The organism is Planococcus donghaensis (genome assembly GCF_001687665.2).
Lineage (GTDB): Bacteria > Bacillota > Bacilli > Bacillales_A > Planococcaceae > Planococcus > Planococcus donghaensis.
In genome coordinates this window covers 11,178-29,169 of sequence record NZ_CP016543.2, presented here as the reverse complement: position 1 = coordinate 29,169, position 17,992 = coordinate 11,178, and the positions used below count along the sequence as shown (strand labels likewise).

General features: G+C 43.0%; 8 protein-coding genes, 1 tRNA gene, 2 rRNA genes, 1 other RNA gene, 5 pseudogenes and 1 other annotated feature. Of the genes and pseudogenes, 3 read left to right on the top strand and 14 right to left on the bottom strand.

Annotated elements, in window-relative coordinates:
* Positions 1-3: 3 nt before the first annotated feature.
* The 3 genes and pseudogenes from BCM40_RS00120 to ffs form a co-directional block, all read right to left on the bottom strand.
* On the bottom strand, positions 4-330 hold the full coding sequence (locus BCM40_RS00120; protein WP_065527635.1) for a YbaB/EbfC family nucleoid-associated protein: 327 nt from the start codon (positions 328-330) through the stop codon (positions 4-6).
* Between the two features lie 27 nt (positions 331-357).
* A pseudogene (gene dnaX, locus BCM40_RS00115) lies at positions 358-2,087 on the bottom strand (DNA polymerase III subunit gamma/tau).
* Positions 2,088-2,252: 165 nt separating this feature from the next.
* Positions 2,253-2,518, bottom strand: an RNA gene (gene ffs, locus BCM40_RS00110) — signal recognition particle sRNA large type.
* 293 nt (positions 2,519-2,811) lie between these two features.
* On the opposite strand from ffs, the gene BCM40_RS00105 reads away from it, so the two are divergent.
* A tRNA-Ser gene (locus BCM40_RS00105) sits at positions 2,812-2,902 on the top strand.
* Positions 2,903-3,034: 132 nt separating this feature from the next.
* On the opposite strand, the pseudogene BCM40_RS00100 reads toward BCM40_RS00105, so the two are convergent.
* The 3 pseudogenes from BCM40_RS00100 to BCM40_RS00090 form a co-directional block, all read right to left on the bottom strand.
* Positions 3,035-3,705: pseudogene (locus tag BCM40_RS00100) on the bottom strand (deoxynucleoside kinase).
* A pseudogene (locus BCM40_RS00095) lies at positions 3,702-4,336 on the bottom strand (deoxynucleoside kinase). Before BCM40_RS00095 ends, BCM40_RS00100 begins: the two co-directional pseudogenes overlap by 4 nt.
* Positions 4,337-4,431: 95 nt before the next feature.
* Positions 4,432-5,218, bottom strand: a pseudogene (locus tag BCM40_RS00090) (YitT family protein).
* Positions 5,219-5,412: 194 nt separating this feature from the next.
* Between BCM40_RS00090 and tadA the strand changes: the two are divergent.
* Entirely contained in the window at positions 5,413-5,904 is a 492-nt protein-coding gene (gene tadA / locus BCM40_RS00085) for a tRNA adenosine(34) deaminase TadA (RefSeq protein WP_156851238.1), read from the top strand.
* Positions 5,905-5,918: 14 nt separating this feature from the next.
* Here the strand turns inward: tadA and BCM40_RS00080 are convergent, their stop codons facing one another.
* From BCM40_RS00080 to pdxS, 4 genes and pseudogenes are all read right to left on the bottom strand, one after another.
* Entirely contained in the window at positions 5,919-6,779 is an 861-nt protein-coding gene (locus BCM40_RS00080) for an alpha/beta fold hydrolase (RefSeq protein ID WP_065524958.1), read from the bottom strand.
* Between the two features lie 99 nt (positions 6,780-6,878).
* Positions 6,879-8,152, bottom strand: a pseudogene (gene serS / locus BCM40_RS00075) (serine--tRNA ligase).
* Between the two features lie 62 nt (positions 8,153-8,214).
* Positions 8,215-8,421: a binding site (T-box leader), on the bottom strand.
* A gap of 11 nt (positions 8,422-8,432) precedes the next feature.
* Positions 8,433-9,047 carry a pyridoxal 5'-phosphate synthase glutaminase subunit PdxT gene (pdxT, locus tag BCM40_RS00070; RefSeq protein WP_065524959.1) on the bottom strand — a complete coding sequence of 205 codons (615 nt, stop codon included), beginning with the start codon at positions 9,045-9,047 and terminating at the stop codon, positions 8,433-8,435.
* 1 nt (position 9,048) lies between these two features.
* Positions 9,049-9,933, bottom strand: coding sequence for a pyridoxal 5'-phosphate synthase lyase subunit PdxS (pdxS, locus tag BCM40_RS00065; protein WP_008431888.1), 885 nt, complete (start codon positions 9,931-9,933; stop codon positions 9,049-9,051).
* A 105-nt stretch (positions 9,934-10,038) separates the two neighbouring features.
* Between pdxS and pdxR the strand changes: the two genes are divergently transcribed.
* Positions 10,039-11,433, top strand: a complete 1,395-nt coding sequence (gene pdxR, locus BCM40_RS00060) for a MocR-like pyridoxine biosynthesis transcription factor PdxR (RefSeq protein ID WP_065524960.1) — start codon at positions 10,039-10,041, stop codon at positions 11,431-11,433.
* 38 nt (positions 11,434-11,471) lie between these two features.
* On the opposite strand, the gene BCM40_RS00055 is transcribed toward pdxR, so the two are convergent.
* The 4 genes from BCM40_RS00055 to BCM40_RS00040 all read right to left on the bottom strand — a co-directional run bounded on the left by BCM40_RS00055 (position 11,472) and on the right by BCM40_RS00040 (position 17,792).
* The gene (locus BCM40_RS00055; protein WP_065524961.1) at positions 11,472-12,830 is read right to left on the bottom strand and encodes a serine hydrolase; all 1,359 of its coding nucleotides are present in this window, start codon (positions 12,828-12,830) and stop codon (positions 11,472-11,474) included.
* Between the two features lie 110 nt (positions 12,831-12,940).
* Positions 12,941-14,404 (bottom strand): IMP dehydrogenase, encoded by a 1,464-nt coding sequence (guaB, locus tag BCM40_RS00050; RefSeq protein ID WP_065524962.1) that lies wholly within the window; start codon positions 14,402-14,404, stop codon positions 12,941-12,943.
* A 264-nt stretch (positions 14,405-14,668) separates the two neighbouring features.
* Positions 14,669-14,784 (bottom strand): 5S ribosomal RNA (gene rrf / locus BCM40_RS00045).
* A gap of 75 nt (positions 14,785-14,859) precedes the next feature.
* A 23S ribosomal RNA gene (locus tag BCM40_RS00040) occupies positions 14,860-17,792 on the bottom strand.
* Positions 17,793-17,992 lie beyond the last annotated feature (200 nt).

Sequence of the window (17,992 nt, the reverse complement as noted above, 5' to 3'; positions counted from 1 at the left end):
AGTTTACCTCCTAGAACATGCCGGGAGATTTAAGCCCTTCGTGAATTTCCCCATTGTGGAATTCGCATGTTCATCCGCTTTTTTAAACGCTTCGTTTGTCGCAACAACTAAAAGATCTTGTAACATTTCAACATCTTCTGGGTCCACTACTGTTGGATCAAGAACGATATCCAATACTTCTTTATGACCGGATACAGTAACTTTGACCATACCGCCTCCTGCTGATCCTTCAAACTTTAATGTTCCAAGCTCTTCTTGAGCCACTGCCATTTCTTTTTGCATTTTTTGCATTTGTTTCATCATGCCTTGCATATTTCCTCCACCGCGCATAATTAGTTCCTCCTTAGAATTTTCATTTTAATCATCATGAACTTCGACAAAGTCTTTTCCGAAAAGACGCTCGGCTTCTGAGATAAACGGATCTTCTTCCGCTACTGCCCCATCACCCGAAAACGGATTTTCTTCTTCAGACTCTGACTGCTTTTCTTCAGTGCCTGACTTTAACCCGCTCTTTTAATAAATTCTTCACGGATTTTCAGCCAACTGGCATCTGGTACGAAAACGGTGTATATGCTTTGCCCGCATACTGCTCCAGCAACTGGCTGAATGTCGCAGCAAAGGTTTGGTTTTCAGAAGCCATCTGGCAATGAATATCATACTTGAATTTTAACACAAATGCATCCGCCGATGCCGCTACTGGCTCCGCATCATTCAATAAAGCCGAATGTGACCGCTGCAATTGATTCATGACAGTTGCCCAATTGGTTTAATTGCTTGAATATCTGCTTTTGTCGCATTTCTTAAAACATCTTGAATGCGTCCAGTTGGTATTTTAAAGCTACTTTGTACGCGTTGACGTTTTTTCTGCTCAGTCGGCGCTGCTTGTGCGCCGCCTCCTGCTCCATTTTTCACTTGCTGCTGCAATTCACGCACCAAATTTTCCAACTGGATCACTTTTGCTTCTAGTTCAGGTGATGCAGCTGAAGCCGCGCTTTGTGCCGGAACGTCTGCTTGTGCCATTTTCAGCAAAGCTGTTTCCATGTAAATTTTGGTATGGTTTGAAAAGCGCATTTCTTGCTGCGTTTTCGATAAAATTTCAATCCAGTTATAAAGCGTTGACGGCTCGAATCGATTAGCCAACTCTTCAAAACGTGGTTCGTGCGCTGCCAACTCTAACATGTCATGGAGATCAGGTGCTGTTTGAATCAATAGCAAATCACGGAAGAAAGTAATGAAATCTTCAACTAATCGCACAGGATCTTTGCCGTCTCGCACCAATTGTTCCAATAACGTTAAAGCTTGACCGATGTCTTTGGCGAGTAACGCTTCTGCGATGCCGTAAAAGACATCTTGACTCACAGAACCTGTTACGAGTAATGCGTCTTCAACCGTCATTTCATCTCCACTAAACGAGACAACTTGGTCTAGTAAACTCAGGGCATCACGCATTCCACCTGCTGCAGCTTGTGCAATAATTTTAAGCACTTGTTCGTTATAAGGAATATCTGCATCTATTAACACTTCTACCATACGGGAAACAATGTCCACTTGCGTATGGGATTTAAAATCAAAGCGCTGACAGCGAGAAATAATCGTCAATGGCAGTTTGTGAGGTTCTGTTGTCGCTAAGATGAAGACCACATGTTCTGGTGGTTCTTCTAATGTTTTCAACAACGCGTTAAAGGCGCTATTTGATAACATGTGCACTTCATCGATAATATAAATTTTAAAACGTGAGTTGGCCGGTGAAAACCGAACTTTTTCAATGATTTCCCGCATCTCTTCTACTCGAGAATTGGAAGCCGCATCGAATTCAATCACGTCGGTATTAGATCCTTCATTAATGCTTCTGCAAGAAGTACATTCATTACAAGGTTCCGCCGTTGGAGCTTGTTCGCAGTTTAACGCTTTTGCGAATATTTTAGCGGCACTGGTTTTCCCTGTCCCTCTTGGTCCCGAGAACAAATAAGCATGTGTTGTCTTATTGTAAAGGAGAGCATTTTGAAGGGTTTGTTTGACATGCGTTTGACCTGTCATTTCAGAAAAGGACTGAGTCTGTAAACACGGTAAAAAGCTTGATACGCCAACTTGTTCTCTCCTTTTGAAGAATCTGTTTTTCGTCCTGTCATTATACCATAAAAGACAGGTTTTTCTGAACGATTCCCTACGATTCACGTGACGATTCTGCAACTCAGAAAATAAAAAAACCTGCCCGCTACGAGAGCGGACAGGTTTGAAATTACGAATTTTTGCCGTGCACCTTTCTTCGACTGCTGTACATAAGCGTTACCCTTGTCGTTGGCTCGATCTAGGCGATCCCGCGGCACATGGAATGTTCCACTTAATGCTGCTTCCTTCCGGACCTGACATGGTTCATGGGATCCCATTGCGCAGGACCCAGATGTCAACACTACGTGCAAGAGGCAGACCTTACATACAAACAGCCTCAGAAAGGAATTCAGTCCTGCTAAAGCGGATTGCAGGTTACAGGACACCGCTATCTTCCCACCTAGCACGGCATTTACTAGTATACGAATTAATCTTCGAAAAATCAATCCGTAACCATCATTTAGTGAGAATTTCTTTTTATTCCTAGAGTTCAAGTCAGTACTTTGTTCAATTTCCACTTTCTAATGTTAAATACTTTGGCTTCGTACTCCCAATTCAAGAAAGACAGATTTATTTTCTAAACTTGTTATTGATACTGTTCTTTTGCACACCCAATAAGGTTTTTTAAAATAAATTTAAAAAAACATCAAAAACTGTTGACAGTTATTATTCATCCATGATAAATTAATTCTTGTCTTACACGGAGGAATACCCAAGTTTGGCTGAAGGGATCGGTCTTGAAAACCGACAGGGGAGTCAAATCCCGCGGGGGTTCGAATCCTTTCCTCCTCCATTTTTAATTTAACTTATACATAACTTCGATATAGCAACCCGGAAGGCTCTCGCCTTCCGGGTTTTTTATGTCTCTTTTTATATTTCCCGGGAAATAGTTAAAACCCCTTGAGCAAAAACTCAAGGGGTTTTTTTATTTGCGAAGAATAGAAGTTTGTTGCATAAAATCACCAATGCGTTCAACAATTTGTTCCGAACACTCTGGGTTCTTCATTAAATCGTAATCGTTGATGTTTAATCGCAATACCGGACAACCGTTAAACGAATTGATCCAGCTTTCATAGCGCTGATGCATTTCCAACCAGTAATCCACTGGCGTTTGCTGTTCCATAGCACGTCCGCGTTCTTGTATACGTGAAAGAATATCTTCAATCGATCCTTCCAAGTAAATCAACAAAAATCTGGATGTGGGAAATAAGGTGTCATCACCATTGCTTCAAACAAATTCGTGTACGTTTCGTAGTCCACTTTGTTCATCGTGCCTTTATCCCAATGCATTTTCGCAAAAATCCCGGTATCTTCATAGATGGAACGGTCTTGGATAAACCCACCACCATATTCAAACATCCGTTTCTGTTCTTTAAAACGTTCAGCCAGGAAATAAATTTGTAAATGGAAACTCCACTTCTCAAAATCTTCATAAAACAAATCTAAATATGGGTTCGTATCAACATTTTCAAACGATGTGCGGAATTGCAATGCATCTGCCAACGCTTTTGTCATGGTGGATTTTCCCACACCTACTGTGCCGGCTATTGTAATTACTGCATTTTGTGGAATGCCGTATTTTTCGCGTAAATTCATAAGGTCAAACTCCTCTTCTGTAAAGTTGTCTACTTTGTCCAAGATCAGTTGCAAGTCGCCATTGTTTTGAACAAAATCGATTTCATCCCCATTAAAACGCAAAACAGGAATTTCCGGATGCTCTCGTTCAAAGCGTTCGATAAACTCATGATAATCAGCAGCTAACTTCCATGTATTCTGGGGTAATCATTTGTTCAAACTCACGCCCACGCAATTTGATGCGTTTCATTAACGTATCTAGACTTGCATGCAAGTAAATCACCATATTCGGCTTCGGCATATCTACTGTTAAAATTTTATAGATAGCTTCGTACTTAGCGTATTCAGCCGTTGGCAAGGTACGCTTCGCAAAAATAAGGTTTTTAAAGATATGGTAATCCGCAACCACAGGTTCGTGATTGGAAATGAACTTTTTTTGGATATCGGCTAGTTGCTTGTAGCGATTGCATAAAAAGAACATCTCTGTCTGGAAGCTCCACTCTTCTATATCTTCGTAGAATTTATTTAAAAACGGGTTTTCGTCAACAATTTCTTTTAATAGCTGAAATTGATTTTGATTGGCGAGCGCTTTGGTTAGCGAAGTCTTACCTACACCAATCGGACCTTCTACCGTGATGAATGGAACCGGCATGCGAAGTCCTCCTTTTTCGATTCAAGTAAATTGCAATGCCATTTATTTTAACACACCCTCCCTATGAAAAGTAGAGTGAAAAGTCCGCAATTGGATCAATGAATAGGTACTTTAAAAGTCGCACCATGAACTTCTTGGGTGGCCATAATAGTTAAAAAGGCTTTCGAATCAACATCAGCAACAATTTGTTTGAGTTTTGTTAGCTCCAGACGAGTCACGACTACGTAAATAACATCCTTAGGGGTATTCAAATAGCCTCCTTGACCATGGAGTTTTGTAAAACTTCGACCAAGGCGATCATTAATAGCAGATCCGACTTCTTCGTATTCTTCTGATACGATCAACACCGCTTTCGTATCATCAAGACCTTGTATGACTACGTCAATGGTTTTAGAGGCAATATAATAAGTCAAAACCGAATACATTGCCTGCTCGAGTCCGAGAACAAAACCAGCCCATCCAAAGATAAAGACATTGAAAAACATCACAAATTCACCGATTGAAAATGGTAATTTTTGGTCCAATAAATTCCGAGAATTTCTGTGCCATCCAGTGCACCACCATTACGAATAACGAGTCCAACACCAACACCGAGCAACAAACCGCCGAAGACTGTCGCTAAAAGTGGGTCATCTACAAAAGGTTCAATGTGGTGCATAGGAATTTCTATCAATGCTAATGAGACAATCGCAAAAATAGAAGAAATGAAAAAGTCCGGCCGATATGTTTATATCCAAAATAAAGGAATGGTAAATTGATCGCTACGATTAACACACCAAAAGGAATAACAGTTAAATAGTTCAATATTAACGAAATCCCAATAATGCCCCCATCAATAATTGAGTTAGGAACTAAAAACAACTCAATCGCAGCTGCAGCCATTGTTGCCCCTATAAAGATAAAGATATACCGCAGAATAAAGTGGAGTTTCTTTTCTTTTTGTGTTGTTTCATTCTTATATCACTCCTCACCGTTTAGTATCTGGTCCCTCTATTCTACGTTGTTCTGGGTTTTTTGTCTGCACGACTCTTTTCTTGAAGAGAAAATGCTACACTAGATTCAAGGAGCGATGCATCATGAACGGAATGGAAAAAGATCATTTTTATATGCAATTGGCGATCGAAGAAGCCAATAAAGCAGCTGCCAAAGGCGAAGTTCCGATTGGCGCTGTGATCGTCTATAACGACGAAGTGATTGCACGAGCACATAATTTACGTGAAACGACAAACAACGCTGTCACACACGCTGAATTGTTAGCCATTCAACAAGCTTGTCTGCACCTCGATAATTGGCGACTTGAAGACACAAAGCTTTACGTTACGTTAGAGCCTTGTCCGATGTGTGCGGGTGCTATTTTACAATCCCGCATTCCCCATATTGTTTATGGAGCGCGTGATGCCAAAGCCGGCTGTGTCGATTCTTTATATCGGTTGCTAAACGATGATCGTTTTAATCATCAGTGCCAAGTAACCGAAAATGTGCTCGCTGACGAATGTGGTCAATTATTAACACAGTTTTTTCGGAATTTGCGAGAACTAAAAAAACAAAAACGGAAAACCCAACTATAAGGGTTTTCCGTTTTTTATTCGTTAATAAACTGATCGATCAAGTGATTGACGATTTCTGGTTGTTCGTGCTGAATCCAATGCGTCGCTTCTCCGACAAATGCCAAATTGACTTCTTTACAAAAAGACATACTCTCTTTTGCTAGCATGGGTGACAAAAACTGATCGCCTACTCCCCAAATAATTCGGACCGGTACGTTGATTTTTGATTCAGCCAGTTGCTTAAAGCTGCCTTTTCGGATAGCTCGGTACCAGTTAAGCATCGCCGTCAGTGCATCTGACTGCGACCACGCCGTTTTATATTGGGCAATTTCGGATGTTGAAAAAGCAGCTGGATTGCTAGATTTTTCAATGCCCCGCTGCATAACTTTAAACTCTCGCATTCCGAGAGCTTTCTCAGGCAAGTTTGGCAATTGGAAAAACGCAATATAAGAGCTTTTCATCCATTGCAATGGATTTTTCATTAACACCCGTGGCATTGCCCGTGGGTGAGGAATGTTCAACACGATCAATTTCTCGACATATTCTGGACGCGTAGCTGCTAAATGCCAAGCCACTGCACCACCCCAATCATGACCAATAATAATCGCTTTCTTTTTATGAAAAAATTCAATAATCCCAATCACATCATCTCGTAAATAATCAATGGTGTAATGATTGATTCCTTCAGGCTTATCACTCAAGTTATAGCCACGTTGATCAGGTGCCACTACTCGGTAGCCTTTTTCCGCCAAGGGCTGAATTTGATTTTTCCAACCAAACCAAAATTCTGGAAAGCCGTGCAACAAAACAACTAAAGGGCCGTCTTCTGGACCAGCTATGGCCGTATGTAGTGTGATGCCGTTCGTCTCGATATAGCGAAAGTTTAGGTTGTCCATCGTAATTACTCCTTTCTGCCTCACTCTTTACCTTTTCACTACCCTCTTTTCCACATAAAAAAGCGCAAAAGCAAGTGCTTTTGCGCTTTTTTTGAAATATTATCCAATGGTCTTTTTGCCACCCATATAAGGCTGCAATACTTCTGGAATGTTGATTGAACCGTCTTTTGCTGACAGTTTTCAAGCAAAGCTGCCACAGTACGACCAATGGCTAGTCCACTGCCGTTTAATGTATGGACAAATTCTGGCTTACCTGTTGCTTCACGACGGAATTTAATATTGGCACGTCTTGCTTGGAAATCTTCAAAATTACTGCAAGAAGATATTTCACGGTATGTTTCTTGGCTCGGGATCCATACTTCGATGTCGTATTTTTTTGCAGCTGTAAATCCAAGATCAGCTGTACACATCTTCAATACGCGGTATGGCAGTCCTAAAAGCTGAAGTACTTTCTCCGCGTGACCAGTCAATTTTTCAAGTTCGTCATAAGAATCCTCTGGCTTTACAAAGCGTACTAGCTCGACTTTATTGAATTGGTGTTGTCTGATTAACCCGCGTGTGTCACGGCCTGCAGAACCCGCTTCAGAGCGGAAATTTGAGCTGTAAGAAGCAAAGGCTTGTGGCAACATATCTGCCGTTAAAATTTCATCACGGTAGAAGTTGGTTACCGGTACTTCCGAAGTTGGAATAAGGAAATAATCTTCTTTTTCGATCAAGAATGCATCTTCTTCAAACTTCGGCAATTGACCAGTACCCGTTAAGCTCTCACGGTTAACCATATAAGGCGGCAACATTTCTTCATAACCATGCTCTTCTTGGTGAAGGTCCATCATAAAATTGATCAATGCGCGTTCTAAGCGAGCGCCTAGTCCGCGGTAAAAGACAAAACGGCTGCCTGTTACTTTCGCTGCACGTTCAAAATCAATGATGTTTAAATCCGTTCCCAAATCCCAATGTGGCTTAACTTCAAAATCAAACGCTGGCTTATCGCCCCATGTGCGAATTTCTTCATTATCATCTTCAGAATCGCCAAATGGAACACTATCATGCGGAATATTTGGAACACGCATCATAATATAGTTTAAGCTTTCTTCTACAGCTTTTAACTCTTCATCAATCACTTTAATTTGATCGCCGACTTCACGCATTTTTGTAATGGCTTCGTCCGCATTTTCTTTTGCACGTTTCATCGCTGCAATATTTTGAGATGCCTCGTTACGCTCTGCCTTTAATTTTTCTGTTTGTGCAATTAGTTCACGACGTTTTACATCTAATCCTTCAAAATCATCAAGCACAGAAATATCTTCTCCGCGCTTTGCAAGTTTTGCTTTTACTTCTTCAAAATTGGCACGTACAAAACGAATATCTAACATACCGTTTCCTCCTCAAGTTTTAATAACAAAAAAAGACAACAAAAATAGCCCCCGTCCCTTGGTAAAGGGACGAGAGCTACCCGCGTTGCCACCCTGATTGATCGGCAAAAGCCAATCCTCTTCATCACATAACGGCATTAAAACCGGCAATGGCTTTTTTCGCCATGCAACTCCGGGGTGGATTCAAATGTGTTTTTCACCGGTTCGCACCAACCACCGGCTCTCTTTGGAAAAACATTCATTTTACTATTTCCCATCAACGTTTCGTCTTTTAAATTAATCATACTTTACTATAAGTTGATGGGTTTGGCAAGAGAAGGTCTGACTTGTCTTGAATCATGCTTAAAAAATAATCGGTGATGCGGTGATCATCTGTCAATTCGGGATGGAAGGAACAGCCGAGAAATTGGCCATCTCTCGCCATCACAATTTTGTCATTATGCACACACAACACCTCAGCTTCTGCTCCGACACTGACAATATGCGGCGCTCGGATAAAGACCGCTTCAAAAGCTCCATCAATACCTCTAATCTCAAGCGGTGCTTCAAAACTATCCACTTGTCGACCAAATGAATTTCGTTCAACGGTAACATCCATCACACCTAAATGTGCATCTTGGTTACCAACGACTGTTTCAGCAAGTAGTATCAATCCCGCACATGTGCCAAACATCGGTTTTCCTGTTTGGGCAAACTCACGAAGTGGTTCCATCAAGCCGTAGCGATCAATTAAACGGCGCATCGTTGTGCTTTCCCCACCTGGTAAGATTAACCCATCTAAATTTTCAAGGTCTTTCGGCCACTTAACAGCAATCGCTTCCGCTCCGCACGCTTGAACCGACTTAATATGCTCACGAACAGCTCCTTGCAACGCAAGAACCCCCACTCGTTTCATCTTACCAGCCTCGCTCTTGCATACGTTCGCCTGCAGCAATGGTTGAAATTTCAATGCCCTTCATCGCAATGCCAAGGTCTTTTGATAACTCAGCGATCAATTTGTAATCTTGGTAATGCGTCGTCGCTTCAACAATCGCCCGTGCAAATCGCTCTGGGTTGTCTGATTTGAAAATACCAGACCCAACAAACACACCATCTGCTCCTAATTCCATCATTAATGCTGCGTCTGCAGGTGTAGCAATCCCGCCAGCTGCAAAATTAACTACTGGCAAACGCCCTAAACTTTTAACTTCTTTTAAAAATTCATAAGAAGCTCCTAAGTTACGTGCTTCTGTCATTAATTCATCTTCGCTCATTGCGACCACTTTGCGGATTTCTGCATTTACTTGTCGTAAATGACGGACGGCTTCAACAATATTTCCTGTGCCCGGTTCGCCTTTTGTCCGTAGCATTGAAGCACCTTCACCAATTCGACGAGCCGCTTCCCCTAAGTTCCGACACCCACAAACAAAAGGAACGGTGTATTGGTTTTTCAATAAATGAAACTCTTCATCGGCCGGTGTCAACACTTCGCTTTCATCAATATAATCGACACCCATCGCTTCTAAAATACGAGCTTCTACAATATGACCAATACGTGCTTTTGCCATCACTGGAATCGATACTGCTTTCATTACTTCTTCTGTGATGCGTGGATCTGCCATACGTGCGACTCCGCCATCTCTACGAATATCAGAAGGCACTCGTTCAAGTGCCATAACAGCAGTAGCTCCTGCAGCTTCTGCAATACGTGCTTGTTCTGCGTTGACCACATCCATGATCACGCCACCTTTTTGCATTTCAGCCATTCCTCTTTTTACACGATCTGTTCCTTGCTCAGTCATTTGTGAATTCCTCCTAATTTGTTGATAAATTCAGTATAATAGAGATTGACCATATAAAAAGACTCAGTTATAATCATTTCAATAAGGTCAGTTGGAGGAGTTCACATGGATATGCTGATGTTTCAGCTTCAAAAACAATCACAAACCCCTTTATATAAGCAGCTTTATCGTGAAATAAAAAAAGCCATTATCGAAGGTAAAATACTTGTCGACACTAAATTACCAAGTAAGCGAAAATTAGCCGACTACCTACAAATTAGTCAAACAACTGTAGAACTCGCTTACGCTCAACTAGTAGCTGAAGGATTTATAGAATCACGACCACGCAAAGGATTTTATGCCCAGCCGGTTGAAGAACTCGCCTATTTGGATATGCCGCATGATGAACCGGTTGTAGAAGAACCTGTTTCGTATAAAATAGATTTCAACTCTGGCAGTATTGATACGCAGTCTTTTCCTTTTTTAACTTGGCGGAAATTAACACGTGATATTTTAGATGATTCCAATCATGAATTATTATTATCTGGGCATCCTCAAGGAGATGACGTCTTACGTCAAGAAATCACTCGCTATTTGTATCAATCGCGTGGTGTGGTTTGTCAGCCAGATCAAATCGTCATTGGTTCAGGAACAGAACAATTATTGCCTTTATTGATTCGACTACTCGATAAAAAATTGGTTTATGGCTACGAAAACCCTGGTTACGCTCTAACACATAGCATTTTCAATCATCACGATCGTCAAGCAATTCCCATTGACTTAGAACAGGACGGATTGAATATTAGCCAACTAGAAGCATCTGTCGTGGATGTGGCTTATGTAACTCCTTCACACCAATTTCCATCCGGCTCCGTATTAAGTGCTACAAAACGGGCACAGCTACTGAACTGGGCAGCAGCGAAATCCGAACGGTATATTATTGAAGACGATTATGACAGTGAGTTCCGTTATACTAGTCAGCCTATCCCTGCTCTTCAAAGTATGGATTTGAGTGACCGCGTCATTTACATTAGTACTTTTTCTAAATCGCTTATGCCTTCTTTGCGCCTTGCTTATATGGTATTGCCTAAACGATTGTTGCCTGCGTATCAGCAGACATTTCGACATTACTCTTCGTCCGTACCGAGACACGATCAACACATGGTCGCCAAATTTATGAAAGATGGTCATTTCGCACGTCATTTGAATCGCATGCGTAAGTTATACCAAAAGAAAATAAAACGCCTTAGTTTATCTCTCACTCCATTTGCTCCAGCAGTAACAGTTTCTGGTGAACAAGCAGGGATGCATATTGTTTTGACTATCCAAACCCCATTGAGCGAAAGCGAATTGGTACAACGCGCAAAACAAGTTGGGATTCGCGTCACTGGCTTACAATCCTATGATGTTCACAAAAAAGACAGTGACTTCCCAAAAATTGTCCTTGGATTTGGTGGTTTGGCAGAAGAGGAAATTCATACGGGAATTACTGAATTGATGTCTTGTTGGGAAATTCAGTAAAAAAAGCCGTTCATCTTAAAAGATGAACGGCTTTCCTATTAAAATAACTCTTTTACAAAAGTGCCCGCATCATCCCATAAAGAAGACAAAAATTCTCCTGCACTACGGAACGATAAAGATACCCAGTTTGCACGTTTTACAGATTCAGTTGTGGCAACTTCGATGTTGGTTTCATTACCACTTAAATAACCATATTCCGTTCCTTCGGTTTTGGTAAACTGAATAGCTCCTACGACTAAATCTTTTTCTACTTCAGCTTCTAACTTGCCATTTTCAACAACCGCATCATCTAATACTAGTTCCGGTTGGTACAATTCTTTTTCGGCTGTCCGAATCATCATTGTTACAGGCTCTTTTACTGCGATCGCAACCTTTTCTTCTACACCTTTTTCAACTTCTAACGTGCCTTGTTCTTTAAACTGATAGCCTGCAGGAATAAGCTCTTCTTTCGTAAATTCATCAAAACCGTAGTCGAATAACACACGAGTTGCATCAAACCGTGCTTTATAAGACCCAGCTCCTTCGCTATCTAAGGCTCCCATTACTACTGCGATAAACCGTGTATCGTCACGTTTGGCTGTTCCTGCAAACGAATACCCCGCAAAATCAGTGCTGCCGGTTTTTAATCCGTCGACACCTTCGTATTCATAAATCAACCCTGGGAGCATTGAATTCCAGTTTTCCATACGAGTTTCGTCAGACGTGCCTTCACGAAACATTTTTAATGGAATTTTCGTCGTTTCTAATACTTCTGGATAATCATCCAATAAAATTTTCGTCAATTTAGCAACTGCACGTGCTGGCATAATGTTTTCATCTGTTTCTTTCGTACCTTCTGGATGCATCCCCATCAAACTTGAATTACTAAGACCCGTTGAATTGACGAAAGTTGTTTTTTCTAAGCCCATTTCTTTGGCTTTTTCATTCATTAGCTCAACAAATTCACTTTCTGTGCCGGCAATGGTTTCAGCAATGCCAATTGTTGCAGCATTGGCAGAGAATATGGCCATTGCTTCATACATTTCTTTAATCGTATAAGATCCGTCTTCGCGGAACGGTACATTGCTCAAGCGCATGTCTTGAGAAATTTGATAAGTATAATCCGTTACTTGATACTCCTGATCCCATGCAACCTTGCCTTCTTCAATCGCTTCAAACAATAAATACTCGGTCATCATTTTTGTCATACTGGCAACCCCTAAAGGTTTTTCAGCATTTTTTTCATATAAAATTTTACCACTTTCAGCGTCTACTAAAATTGCAGCTTCTGCCATTATCGTTAACGACTCCTCAGCATTTACTTGTTGCGGAGTAATTCCAGTTATCATAAATACAGCTAGTAACGCTATCAATAGTCCTTTATTTACCAAATTTCTCACTTGTTTAAATACCTCCATCTATAAGTTTCCACATGCTATTTTAGCATATTCATTAGACTCAAATACAAAAACATCAAAAAAGCACTCGATTCACCAATAAAGATGATGAATCAAGTGCTTTTAGTTTGTTAAATCGAATAGTTTGGAGATTCTTTTGTGATTTGCACATCGTGAGGATGGCTTTCACGTAAGCCGGCTCCAGTCATACGAATGAATTGTGCTTCTTCCCGTAAAACCTGTAAATCTTTTGTTCCGCAATAACCCATTCCTGCACGAATGCCACCTAGTAGTTGGTGAATCGTATCAGATAAAGGTCCTTTGTACGGCATGCGGCCTTCAATACCTTCTGGAACTAGTTTTTTTGCATCGTCTTGGAAATAACGGTCTTTCGAACCTTTTTCCATCGAAGCAATTGATCCCATTCCACGATACGTTTTAAAACGACGACCTTGGAAAATTTCTGTGTCTCCAGGACTCTCAGTTGTACCAGCTAACAAGCTACCTAACATGACCACATGTCCACCAGCTGCTAATGCTTTGATGATGTCTCCAGAATACTTGATTCCACCATCAGCAATGACTGCTTTGCCGTGTTTACGAGCTTCTGTTGCACAGTCATACACAGCTGTTATTTGAGGAACCCCAACACCTGCTACGACACGTGTCGTACAAATAGAACCAGGTCCGATACCAACTTTAACTACATCCGCACCAGCTTCGATCAATGCCTTTGTGCCTTCAGCAGTAGCTACGTTTCCAGCGATAATTGATAATTCCGGATACGTTGCACGAATTTGTCTAACCATGCCTAAAACGCCTTCTGAATGACCATGAGCTGTATCTAATACCACAACGTCTACTGAAGCTTTTACTAATTTCTCAACACGCTTCATTGTATCTGAAGTTACACCTACAGCCGCACCTACGAGCAAGCGACCATGGCTGTCTTTTGCAGCATTCGGAAATTCAATCACTTTTTCAATATCTTTAATTGTGATTAATCCTTTTAAGACGCCTTCGCTATCAACGATTGGTAATTTCTCAATCTTGTATTGCTGTAAAATCTTTTCAGCATCTTCTAATGTTGTTCCGACCGGAGCAGTAACTAATTGCTCTTTAGTCATTACGTCATTAATTTTCAAAGAGTAATCTTGAATAAAGCGCAAATCACGGTTCGTAATAATTCCGACAAGTTTTAGCTCATCTTCATTGTTTACAATTGGAACACCTGAAATTCGATATTTCCCCATTAAATGTTCAGCATCATATACTTGATGTTCAGGAGTCAAAAAGAAAGGATCTGTAATTACGCCGTTCTCTGAGCGTTTTACAGTCACGACCTGTTCAGCTTGTTCTTCAATACTCATATTTTTATGAACAATTCCTAGCCCGCCTTGACGAGCCATAGCAATCGCCATCTTCGCTTCTGTTACGGTATCCATGCCTGCACTGATTACTGGAATTTTCAATTTAAGAGTTGGTGTTAATTCAACTGCTAAATCAATGTCTTTTGGTAATACCTCCGAATGAGCTGGTACAAGTAATACATCATCAAACGTTAAGCCTTCTTTTACAAATTTTGACTCCCACATAAATAAACGCGCCTCCTGCTTCCTTTAAATATTATTGTTAAGGTTATCAGCGTCCATATGGTGTGTCAAGAAACTACTAAAAGAAAAAAAATTTAGAATAATTAATCATAAGTATGTGGATATTCGTATTTCTTCTATTATTAAAAGTTCTACCAGAAAAATTCATTGGCTGAATAGTGGTCGCTTTGCATACTTTAGGTTAGGTTTACTGTTTTTTAACACAAAAAAAGCCGTTACCGGAATCGGTAACGACTTTCTTTCATGGTCCAGCGACGTCCTACTCTCACAGGGGGAAACCCCCAACTACCATCGGCGCAAAAGAGCTTAACTGCCGTGTTCGGGATGGGAACGGGTGTGGCCTCTTTGCCATCATCACTGGACTATTTGGTTGAGTGCTTGTTCACTCAAAACTGGATAAACGACATTGGAACGGGCAAGTCTTCGTGTACATGGTTTTGGTTAAGTCCTCGATCGATTAGTATTCGTCAGCTGCACATGTCGCCACGCTTCCACCTCGAACCTATCTACCTCATCGTCTTTGAGGGATCTTACTTGCTTGCGCAATGGGAAATCTCATCTTGAGGGGGGCTTCGTGCTTAGATGCTTTCAGCACTTATCCCGGCCACACATAGCTACCCAGCGATGCCCTTGGCAGAACAACTGGTACACCAGCGGTGTGTCCATCCCGGTCCTCTCGTACTAAGGACAGCTCCTCTCAAATTTCCTGCGCCCGCGACGGATAGGGACCGAACTGTCTCACGACGTTCTGAACCCAGCTCGCGTACCGCTTTAATGGGCGAACAGCCCAACCCTTGGGACCGACTACAGCCCCAGGATGCGATGAGCCGACATCGAGGTGCCAAACCTCCCCGTCGATGTGGACTCTTGGGGGAGATAAGCCTGTTATCCCCGGGGTAGCTTTTATCCGTTGAGCGATGGCCCTTCCATGCGGAACCACCGGATCACTAAGCCCGTCTTTCGACCCTGCTCGACATGTACGTCTCGCAGTCAAGCTCCCTTCTGCCTTTACACTCTGCGAATGATTTCCAACCATTCTGAGGGAACCTTTGGGCGCCTCCGTTACTCTTTAGGAGGCGACCGCCCCAGTCAAACTGCCCGCCTGACACTGTCTCCCAAGCCGATCAGGCTTGTGGGTTAGAATTTCAATACAACCAGGGTAGTATCCCACCGACGCCTCCTCCGAAGCTGGCGCTCCGGGCTCTAAGGCTCCTACCTATCCTGTACAAGTTGCACCAAAATTCAATATCAGGCTACAGTAAAGCTCCACGGGGTCTTTCCGTCCTGTCGCGGGTAACCTGCATCTTCACAGGTACTATAATTTCACCGAGTCTCTCGTTGAGACAGTGCCCAGATCGTTACGCCTTTCGTGCGGGTCGGAACTTACCCGACAAGGAATTTCGCTACCTTAGGACCGTTATAGTTACGGCCGCCGTTTACTGGGGCTTCAATTCGCACCTTCGCTTGCGCTAAGCACTCCTCTTAACCTTCCAGCACCGGGCAGGCGTCAGCCCCTATACGTCACCTTACGGTTTTGCAGAGACCTGTGTTTTTGCTAAACAGTCGCCTGGGCCTATTCACTGCGGCTCTCTCGGGCTATACACCCTACCAGAGCACCCCTTCTCCCGAAGTTACGGGGTCATTTTGCCGAGTTCCTTAACGAGAGTTCACTCGCTCACCTTAGAATTCTCTTCTCGCCTACCTGTGTCGGTTTGCGGTACGGGCACCTCCCGCCTCGCTAGAGGCTTTTCTTGGCAGTGTGAAATCAGGGACTCTGAGACTCAGTCTCTTGCCATCACAGCTCAACGTATCAGGAATGGGATTTGCCTCATTCCACGCCTCACTGCTTGGACGTGCACAACCAACGGCACGCTCACCTTATCCTTCTGCGTCCCCCCATTGCTCAAACGGCGGGGAGGTGGTACAGGAATATCAACCTGTTGTCCATCGTCTACGCCTATCGGCCTCGACTTAGGTCCCGACTAACCCTGAGCGGACGAGCCTTCCTCAGGAAACCTTAGGCATTCGGTGGACGGGATTCTCACCCGTCTTTCGTTACTCATACCGGCATTCTCACTTCTAAGCGCTCCACCAGTCCTTCCGGTCTGACTTCAACGCCCTTAGAACGCTCTCCTACCACGGATCTCTTACGAGATCCATCCACAGCTTCGGTAATCCGTTTAGCCCCGGTACATTTTCGGCGCAGTGTCACTCGACCAGTGAGCTATTACGCACTCTTTAAATGATGGCTGCTTCTAAGCCAACATCCTGGTTGTCTAAGCAACGCCACATCCTTTTCCACTTAACGGATATTTGGGGACCTTAGCTGGTGGTCTGGGCTGTTTCCCTCTTGACTACGGATCTTATCACTCGCAGTCTGACTCCCAAGCATAAATCACTGGCATTCGGAGTTTGTCTGAATTCGGTAACCCGGGATGGGCCCCTAGTCCAAACAGTGCTCTACCTCCAGGATTCTCTATCTTGAGGCTAGCCCTAAAGCTATTTCGGAGAGAACCAGCTATCTCCAGGTTCGATTGGAATTTCTCCGCTACCCACACCTCATCCCCGCACTTTTCAACGTGCGTGGGTTCGGGCCTCCAGTAAGTGTTACCTTACCTTCACCCTGGACATGGGTAGATCACCTGGTTTCGGGTCTACAACTGCATACTCTGTCGCCCTATTCAGACTCGCTTTCGCTGCGGCTCCGCCTTCTCAGCTTAACCTTGCATGCAATCGTAACTCGCCGGTTCATTCTACAAAAGGCACGCCATCACCCATTAACGGGCTTTGACTACTTGTAGGCACACGGTTTCAGGATCTATTTCACTCCCCTTCCGGGGTGCTTTTCACCTTTCCCTCACGGTACTGGTTCACTATCGGTCACTAGGAAGTATTTAGCCTTGGGAGATGGTCCTCCCAGATTCCGACGGAATTTCACGTGTTCCGCCGTACTCAGGATCCACTCTGGAGGGGCAAGGTTTTCGGCTACGGGGCTGTTACCCACTGCGGCGGACCGTTCCAGGTCGCTTCGCCTAATCCTACCTTTTGTAACTCCGTATAGAGTGTCCTACAACCCCAAGAGGCAAGCCTCTTGGTTTGGGCTGATCCCGTTTCGCTCGCCGCTACTCAGGGAATCGCATTTGCTTTCTCTTCCTCCAGGTACTTAGATGTTTCAGTTCCCTGGGTCTGCCTTCTCATGTGCTATAGATTCACACATGGATACTACTCGATTAAAAGTAGTGGGTTCCCCCATTCGGAAATCTCCGGATCACAGCTCACTTACAGCTCCCCGAAGCATATCGGTGTTAGTGCCGTCCTTCTTCGGCTCCTAGTGCCAAGGCATCCACCGTGCGCCCTTTCTAACTTAACCAATGGTTAATTAAAAAGTTGTGACAAAATGTCACGCGTACTTGAATTTCTTGCATTTGTTTCAATGTCGTTTTATCCAGTTTTCAAAGAACAAGTTGTTGAAAGTCACAAAAAAAGGCGTTGCCGCCTGAAGGTGAACCTTCAAAACTGAACGCAAAACGTCAACCCCGGAGCGCTAGGCGCCCGGTTCCGAATTTATCC